Annotated in this window: 6 protein-coding genes; 4 read left to right on the top strand and 2 right to left on the bottom strand. The window is 66.3% G+C overall.

Annotation, left to right across the window (positions count from 1 at the left end; genetic code table 11):
• Positions 1–201: 201 nt before the first annotated feature.
• A complete protein-coding gene (locus OO71_RS45605) occupies positions 202–939 on the bottom strand; it encodes a helix-turn-helix transcriptional regulator (RefSeq protein WP_084145815.1) in 738 nt (245 codons plus the stop codon).
• A gap of 218 nt (positions 940–1157) precedes the next feature.
• Here OO71_RS45605 and OO71_RS52815 point away from each other — a divergent pair, with 218 nt between their 5' ends.
• From OO71_RS52815 to OO71_RS45625, 4 genes are read left to right on the top strand one after another with little or no spacing between them, the layout of a single operon-like run.
• Positions 1158–2744, top strand: a complete 1587-nt coding sequence (locus OO71_RS52815) for an ABC transporter substrate-binding protein (protein ID WP_033296377.1) — start codon at positions 1158–1160, stop codon at positions 2742–2744.
• A 37-nt stretch (positions 2745–2781) separates the two neighbouring features.
• Positions 2782–3744 (top strand): ABC transporter permease, encoded by a 963-nt coding sequence (locus OO71_RS45615; RefSeq protein ID WP_245633982.1) that lies wholly within the window; start codon positions 2782–2784, stop codon positions 3742–3744.
• Entirely contained in the window at positions 3744–4610 is an 867-nt protein-coding gene (locus tag OO71_RS45620) for an ABC transporter permease (protein WP_063740204.1), read from the top strand. Before OO71_RS45615 ends, OO71_RS45620 begins: the two co-directional genes overlap by 1 nt.
• Positions 4611–4669: 59 nt before the next feature.
• Positions 4670–6448 (top strand): dipeptide ABC transporter ATP-binding protein, encoded by a 1779-nt coding sequence (locus tag OO71_RS45625; protein ID WP_245633983.1) that lies wholly within the window; start codon positions 4670–4672, stop codon positions 6446–6448.
• 62 nt (positions 6449–6510) lie between these two features.
• Here the strand turns inward: OO71_RS45625 and OO71_RS45630 are convergent, their stop codons facing one another.
• On the bottom strand, positions 6511–8214 hold the full coding sequence (locus tag OO71_RS45630; protein ID WP_033296379.1) for a DUF885 domain-containing protein: 1704 nt from the start codon (positions 8212–8214) through the stop codon (positions 6511–6513).
• Positions 8215–8305: the final 91 nt, after the last annotated feature.

Consider the following 8305-nt stretch of genomic DNA (forward strand, 5'->3'; position numbering starts at 1 on the left):
GCAACATCTACTACCCCAGCGAAATCTACACAGAACTCGGCATCACCCCCTTCACCCAACCCGCCCACGCCACCAACCACGGCAACGACCAGTGACTCGAGCCGCGGAGGGCAGTCCCGGATCCGGACAACGGTGCCGTGGACAGCACGCGAGCCCGACGACGGGTCGTCGGGCTCGCGGGTGCGTGGCCTGTCGCGCCAGCTATGCGTTCGGGGCCGCCGTTTCTTCGTCGTCCAGTTCGTTGAGGTAGTTGTAGATCGTGTAACGACTGGCGTCCAGTCTTGCCGCTGCCAGCTCCACCGCTTCGCGGAGAGTGAAGAAGCCGCGTCGTTCCAGCTCGCGCACCACCTCGAGCTTGTGCGATTTCTTCATGAGATTGACCGGAATGTCGATGGCTGCGATCGCATCGCGCAGGATGCCCTCGGTGAGGGATTCGATCGAGTCGGGGAATTTCTCGGCGGGCTTTTCGGGGGGAGCCTGCTCGGTCACGGTCAACGACGCCAGGATCCGCTGAGCCCGCTCCAGGTCGTTGATGTCGGTGTTGATGCACAACGAGGCGACCGCCCGGCCGTCGGGAGACTTGAACAGCAGGGTGGACGAACGCAAGGCCAGTCCGTCCTTGGTCTCGGTGCGATACCTGAGCTGGTGTTCGGTCTGGCCCGTTTTCACTGCCTGGACTCCCAGGTCGGTGAGGTAACCGCCGGCGTCCCGGCCGGTGATCGCGCCGCCGACCGTGACGATCGTGTTCGGAAACTTCGTGAGGTTGTGCAGGACCACCTCGGTGCGCGGCTCGAGTGCCACCGCCAGCGCCGGAATGATGGGACTGAGCAACTGCACGACGTGGGCAGCGTGCGCCTTCTGCTCTCGGGAGAATCGGACCGTCGCGGCCTTCTTGTCGCCGGTGGCCGACCGCCGCACGGCCGTGCTTCGACTTGGCATGGGCTGATATTCCCAGTTCGAGCGGCATTAGTCAACAAGATGTTGAAGTTGTGGGGAGGGTCCCTCGGGAGCGATGTGCGCTATTGCGAGTCTTGTTGCCCGTCTCTACACTCTGTTGCATCTTGGCCCCGCCGTGGTGCGGATGGCCTCATCGGACAAGGGACGAGTGCATGGTCAAAATGTGGCACGGTCGTACCCGAATGGGTTCCCGTTATGTGATGACTGCAGTGTCGGTCCTGGCTGTTGCGGGGCTGGCAATGGTGGCCGGCTGTGGGGGCGGTTCATCCGGGGCGGGTGAACCGCAGGCGGCGACCGACGCGAAGATTCCCAAGTTGTCGTGGGCACTTCCCTCTCCGGTGCCCAACCTGGACTACGCACAGTTTCCCGGCCGGAACCCGGTGGTCCCGCTGGTGAACGAACCGCTGGAAAGATTGTCCAGCAAGAATGTCTACACGCCGGTCCTGGCGACGTCGGTGGCACAGCCGAATCCGGCCACGCTGGTCTACACAATCCGTTCCGGCGTCACGTTCTCCGACGGGCAGCCGTTGACCGCCGACGACGTGGTGTGGAGCATCCGGCACTATGCGGCCGAGACTGCGGCTTCGGCCACTTTCCTGCCGGACATCAAGAATGTGTCGGCCACCGGGCCGCTGTCGGTGACTGTCGATCTCGGAAAGCCGGACCCGATTGCCCGGGGGAAGCTGGCTTCGAATGTCTTCGTGATGGAGAAGCAGTTCTCCGAAGCGCACGCGAACACGCTCGGGACGGCTGCCGCCATCCCGGTGGGTACCGGTCCGTACACGGTGGCCGGGTACACCGCCCAGAGCATTGTGCTCAAGAACAATCCGCGCCATTGGGGTGTTCCCCCGAAGGTCGAGAACATCGACTTCCCGATCATCACCGACAACAACGCCTTCAAGCTTGCGCTGCAGTCCGGGACCGTCGACGGCGGCCAGGTCGCCGACCCGCAGACGCTGGACCAATGGCGCAAGGTTCCGGGAGCGTCAGTGCACACCGCGCCTTCGACCGACCAGGTGTTCCTGCAGTTCAATGTCACTGCGCCGCCGTTCGACGACGTGCATGTGCGGCGGGCAATCGCCTACGCCGTCGACAAAGCGGCGTACGCCAAGGTCGGTTTCGGCGGCAACGTCGACTTCCTCGCCGGCCTTGTTCCCGCGTCCGAGCTGGCCGGCGTGGCGGGGAGTGCGGACGCGGCGCAGGCGTTCCTGACGAGCCTGCCGCAGTATCCGTTCGACGTCGCCAAGGCGAAGGCCGAGATGGCCCAGTCGAAACATCCCCAGGGGTTCTCCACCACTGTCGAGTACAACGAGTCGACCGGTTCGGCGAAACAAACGGCGCTGGTCCTGCAACAGAACCTGCAGGCGATCGGCGTCCGGGTCGAGCTGAAGCCGATCACCGGACAGCAGCGGTTCGCCGAGCTCACCAGTGGTACCTTGCCGCCGTTCGGGACCGGTGGTTTCGACGCGGCGGTCAACGATCCCTCGGCGCTGCTCACCACGATGGTCGGGGCCGGCAACATCGAGAACACCGCACGGTGGAGCACCCCGGCCGTGGCGGCCGCGGTGTCGATCGTGGATTCGTCGGCGAGCACGCCCGCGGAACGGTGGGCGGCGACGAAGACAATCCTTTCCGCAGTCGCGTCCGATGTGCCTTACCTCGGGCTCTTCACCAGGCCGACGGCTTCCGTGCTCAGGCAGGGCTTCGTCTTTGCCGGCAAGGAAGGCATCGACGCAACGGACCTCAACGACGGGAACTGGGCCTACCAGATACGGGCGGGCAAATGACCTGGTCAGCGCATCCCCGTCGAGAGGAGGGCCGAGGGTGATTGCGCGGTTCATCGTCAAACGCGTCGCCGCGGGACTCGTCTTGTTGCTGATCCTCACTTTCGTCGTCTTCGCGCTGATCGCGATCAGCCCGGGCTCGCCGATCCAGACGCTGCTCGGTACGCGTACTCCGGCACCGGAACTCGTCGCCGCGCTCAACGACAAGTACCATCTCGGCGAACCGTTTCTCGTGCAGTATTGGTACTGGCTGGGCGATGTCGTCCGCCTCGACTTCGGTCAGTCGATTGCCGTGCAGACCGGTTCCGAGGTGGATTCACTGATCACCGACCGGCTCGGGCTGACCCTTCAGCTCGCGCTGTACACCGTCGTATTGACGGTGCTGATCGGCATTCCGGCCGGAATGGCGGCCGGTATCCGGCACGGGAGCCGTTTCGACCGGGTGGTGTCGGTGCTGACCAGCGTGGTGATGGGAGCGCCGTCGTACGTCCTGGCCATCATCGTCCTGTACGTACTCGGTTCTCAGCTCGAGTGGTTCCCGATCTACGGGACGGGAAGCGGCTTCATCGGCCGCATCGAGCACCTGACCCTCCCGGCCTTCGCGCTGGCCTTGATCATGGCGGCGTTCGTGGCTAGGCAGACCAGAGCGGCGACCCTCACCGTGATGCAGCAGGATTACGTCACCTTCGCTCGCCTGCGCGGCATCAGCCCGGCCCGCATCCTCGTCCGCTACGCGTTCCGCAACTCGTCGGTGCCGGTCGTCACCACCGCCGGGCTGCTCCTCATCGCCGCCCTGTCCGCGGGGGTGTTCGTCGAGCGCATCTTTTCCTTGCCCGGAGCCGGTTCGCTGTTGCTGGCCTCGGTCACGGACAAGGACGTTCCCGTCGTACAGGGGCTGGTGCTGTTCATCGGTGCCTTCGTGCTCACGATCAACCTCGTCGTCGACCTGCTCGTATTGATCCTGGACCCGCGTCTTCGCTTCGTCGCGCGAGGAGGTGCCTGATGGCCGACGTATCACTCGCTGCGGACCCGCGGCTCGATGGCCCGGCCAAGCGACGGCGGATGCCCGTTCTGGTCGTCCTGTCGGTCGCCTTCACCGGGATCGTCGTCGTCCTCGCCATCGCCGGAAACTGGTTGACGCCTTACGACGTTCAGGCTCAAGACGTCGTGCTCGGCTCGACCGGGCCCAGCGGGGCGCACTGGCTGGGTACCGACACGCTGGGCCGCGACATCCTGTCGATGGTCATCGCGGGAACCCGGACTGCGGTACTGGGCCCGTTGTGCCTTGCGTGTGCTGCGGTGCTGCTCGGGTCGACGCTGGGCATCGTGGCCGCCTACCGGGGCGGGTTCGTCGACGGGATCGCCAACCGCTTCGCCGACTTCATGTATGCGGTGCCGGGAACGCTGGTCGTCATCGTCGTGGCCGGTGTCGTCGGCGGGGGATACTGGATCGCGGTTGCGTTGATGACCGTGCTGGCCTTGCCGGTGGAGATCCGGCTCTGCCGCAGCGCGGCCCTCGTCCAGGTGCGCCTGCCCTACATCGAAGCCGCCCGCACCTTGGGGTTATCCGGTCCGAGGATTCTCTTCCACCACGTGCTGCCCAACATTCTGCCGACCGTCGTCGCGACGTTCCTGCTCGATTTCGTCGCCGGTCTCGTCGGTCTGTCCGGCCTGGCCTACTTGGGACTGGGCGCGCCGCCGGGTTCGCCGGACTGGGGTTCGCTGCTGTCGGACGGACAGGCGTTGCTCACGGTCAATCCATGGCTGACGCTGGCCCCCGGCGTCATGATCGTTCTCACGGCAACCAGCGTCACGCTGCTCGGTGACTGGCTCTACGACCGCTCGGAACGCAAAGGTGCGCAACAATGATACCGGCCAGGGAAACAGTCCGTTCGCACGATGCTGCGCCTCCTCATCCGTTGCTGTCCGTGCGCGATCTGACCGTGCGAACGACTCTCGGCCGGACGCTGGTGCGCGACGTCGGTTTCGAACTGGAACGCGGCCAGACACTGGGTATCGTGGGCGAGTCGGGCAGCGGCAAGTCGATGACCGCACGAGCCGTCATGCGGGTTCTCGCCGAGAATGTGGTCTCGGCAGGGCAGATCGAGTTCGATGGGGTCGACTTGGCCGCCAAGACCGAACGAGAGCTGCGCCCGCTGCGGGGGGCCCGGATGAACATGGTCCTCCAGGATCCGTTCACCGCGCTCAACCCGCTGATGACGGTGGGACAGCACATCCGCGAGTCACTGCCGCCCGCGATTCGCCGACATCGGTCCCGCAGCCGGTCGGAGACTGCCGCCCGGCTCGACGAGGTCGGTCTCGAAGCGGCGTCGGTCGCGGACCGGTATCCGTTTCAGCTCTCGGGTGGCATGCGTCAGCGGGTGGTACTGGCCGCGGCGCTGGCCGCTGACCCGGAACTGCTCATCGCCGACGAACCGACCACCGCGCTCGACGTCACCACTCAGGCGGACATCCTGGCACTGCTGAGCAGGCTCCAGCGCACCCGCGCCATGGCGCTCGTGCTGATCACGCACGACCTGCGGGTCGCCTTCTCGGTCTGCGATCGCGTGCTCGTCATGTACGCCGGTTCGGTGGTCGAGGATGCGCCTGCCACGAGGCTCGTCGACCAGCCTGAGCATCCGTACACCATCGGGCTGCTGGGTGCCGAGCCGCCGATTTCGCATTATGCGGAGGAACTCACGTCGATCCCGGGCAACGTCCCGGCCGCCGATTCGGTTGCCGAGGTGTGCTCGTTCGCCGACCGGTGCCAGTGGCAGGCGCCCGAGTGCGTCGGTTCCCGCCCGCCGCTCGCGCTGGTCGCACCACAGCATCGCAGCGCCTGCCGGCGTAGCGACGAGCTGCGGCCGGAACTTCGGAAGCTGCGTCAGCACCTTTCCGTTCCGTCCCCTCAGCCTGCCCCGTCCGGCAAGGAGCCGATTCTCACGGTCACCGATCTCGTGAAGTCGTACCGGGTGCCCACCCTGGTCGGCAAGACCCGGGTCACCACTGCGGTGAACCGGGTGTCGTTCACCATCGCGGCGGACGAGTCGCTTGGCCTGGTCGGGGAGACCGGATCGGGCAAGACGACGATCGCGCGCTGCCTGCTCGGTCTCGAGCATCCCGATGGCGGTGAGATCGCCCTCTCCGATATCGACATCAGTGACTACCGCCGCCTGTCCCGCAGCCGGCGTTCGGAGGTGCGTCGCCTGGTGCAGGTGGTGTTCCAGGATCCCTACTCCTCGCTGAACGCCAAGCTCACCATCGGCGCCACCCTTGCCGAAGCGGTGCGGGTCCGCAGCGACGCGGGTCAGGTGAACGAGGAGATCGCCGAGCTGCTGACCATGGTCGGCCTGCCTGCCGAGTACGCCGAGCGGCGGCCGGGCGCGCTGTCGGGAGGTGAGCGGCAACGGGTCGCGATCGCACGGGCGATAGCGGTGCGGCCGCAACTGCTCATCTGCGACGAGCCGGTCGCGGCGCTGGATGTCTCGGTACAAGCGCAGGTGCTGGAGCTACTGCGAGAGATCCGTGGCCGATACGGGACCAGCTTCCTGTTCATCACGCACGATCTTTCGGTCGTCCGGCAGATGACCGAACGGGCGATCGTGTTGCAGGGAGGGGAGATCGTCGAGAGCGGGTCGACCTCCGACGTCCTGGACCACCCGCAGCATCCCTATACCACGCGGCTGATCGAGTCGATTCCCACCTGAGGTCGGCGATCAGGGACTTGCCGGGTCCGGCGCTTCCGCTCACGAGGCGCCGGACCCGGCGGTCACTCCGACCGGCCGCAGTGCGATCCGGTCAGTACCGCGTCGCGGAGCACGTCCAGGCCCACCGCCCCGATGTCCAGCGCACGCCGATGGAACCCGGCCAGATCGAACGTATCGCCTTCCGAGCGACGAGCTTCCTCACGCAGCTGCAGCCAGAGCCGTTCGCCGATCTTGTAGCACGGTGCTTGTCCTGGGCAACCCAGGTAGCGATCGAGCTCGAAGCGAAGGAATGTCTCCGGCATGCTGGCGTGTGCGGTGAGGAACTGCCATGCCTTCTCGTAGGTCCAGGTGCCGCCGCCGACTTCGGCGGGTGCCTCGAAACCACAGTGCCACCCGATGTCGACGACCACCCGCGTCGCCCGCAACGACTGGCTGTTCAGCATTCCGAAGGCATACGCGGGATCGTCGAGGTAGCCGAGATCGGCCATGAGGCGCTCGGCGTAGAGCCCCCATCCCTCGGTGTGGCCGGGGAATTGGCACGCCCGCCGCCGCCAGTTGTTGAGCAGGGCGCGCTGGACCACGGCGTGCCCCATTTGAAGGTGATGCCCCGGCACCCCTTCGTGGTACAGGATGGTGAGGTCGCGCCAGGTGCTGAAGGTGTCCGTCCCGGCCGGGGGCGACCACCAGATCTGCCCCGGCCGGGAAAAGTCCTCGGACGGATCGCTGTAGGACATGCCACCGATCCGCATCGGCGAGACCAGGCAATCCAGCCGGCGCAGCGGTTCCGGGATGTCGAAATGCGTGCCGGCCAGTGCGGAAACCGCGGCGTCGACTTTCTCCTGCATCCAGGTGCGATACCCGTCGATGCCGGTGACCTGGTAGGCCGGGTCGTTGTCCAGATGCGTGATCGCCTCGGCCACTGACGCGTCCGGCTTTACCCGGTGCGCGGTCTCGCGCATCAACGCAGTGATCCGGGACAGCTCTTCCTGGCCCCAGGCATAGGTTTCGGCCAGGTCGATCTGCGCGCCGAGCATGAACCGGGAGTGCAACGCATATCGCTCCGGTCCGACTGGATCCGTGTCGGGCGCCAGGTCGAGGAGCTCGTCGCGCAGATACGAACCCAGCTGCGCGTAGGCCTCCCGGGCGGCCTGCACGCCCTTGCCCACCTCGGTACGGACCGAGGCCGGAAGCTCGGTCCTGGCTGCGACATCCGAGCCCAGGGTGGCGAAGTACCCGTCGGGACCGGCGCTCTCGTCGGCCTGACTTGCTGCAGCGAGGACCTGGCGGCGCGCACTCACGTCACCGCGCGTTGCGGCGAGCTGCAGCGAAGCGCGGTAGCCGCGGATGGCTTCGGGCAGACGGTTCAGCCTGGCCGCAATGGTTGCCCACTCGTCCGCGGTATCGGCGGCCATCGAACTGAAGACGCCTTCCAGTTCCTGCACGGGGCTTACGACACTGCCCAGCCGCGATTCCTCCCCACCGGTTGCGCGGATCGCCTCGGCGACACTGAGCTGTTCGATCGCGGCCGCGATCGTGATTTCGTCGGTGCGATCGGCTGCTGCGGCGGTGCGCAACTTCGCCAGCGTCTGCCTGCGGAGTGCGGACACCTCGGCGAGGCCGTCCGGGGACAGATCCGGCAGTGCGTCGTCGTGCCCTGGTACGCCGAGGCGGGTCGCGGTCAGCGGGTCCAGCGCGACGTACTGATCCAGGTAGCGGTCCATGAGATCGTCGACCGCGGTGCGGGTGCGGAATGGCTGCCGAGTCACTGGTCGTTGCCGTGGTTGGTGGCGTGGGCGGGTTGGGTGAAGGGGGTGATGCCGAGTTCTGTGTAGATTTCGCTGGGGTAGTAGATGTTGC

It is taken from the genome of Amycolatopsis jejuensis (assembly GCF_000717335.1).
Classification (GTDB): Bacteria; Actinomycetota; Actinomycetes; order Mycobacteriales; family Pseudonocardiaceae; genus Amycolatopsis; species Amycolatopsis jejuensis.

Bases quoted from the DNA above. Each gene is read 5' to 3' on its own strand.
- OO71_RS52815 (WP_033296377.1), top strand. From the start codon at position 1,158: ATGACTGCAGTGTCGGTCCTGGCTGTTGCGGGGCTGGCAATGGTGGCC.
- OO71_RS45620 (WP_063740204.1), top strand. From the start codon at position 3,744: ATGGCCGACGTATCACTCGCTGCGGACCCGCGGCTCGATGGCCCGGCC.
- OO71_RS45605 (WP_084145815.1), bottom strand. From the start codon at position 939: ATGCCAAGTCGAAGCACGGCCGTGCGGCGGTCGGCCACCGGCGACAAG.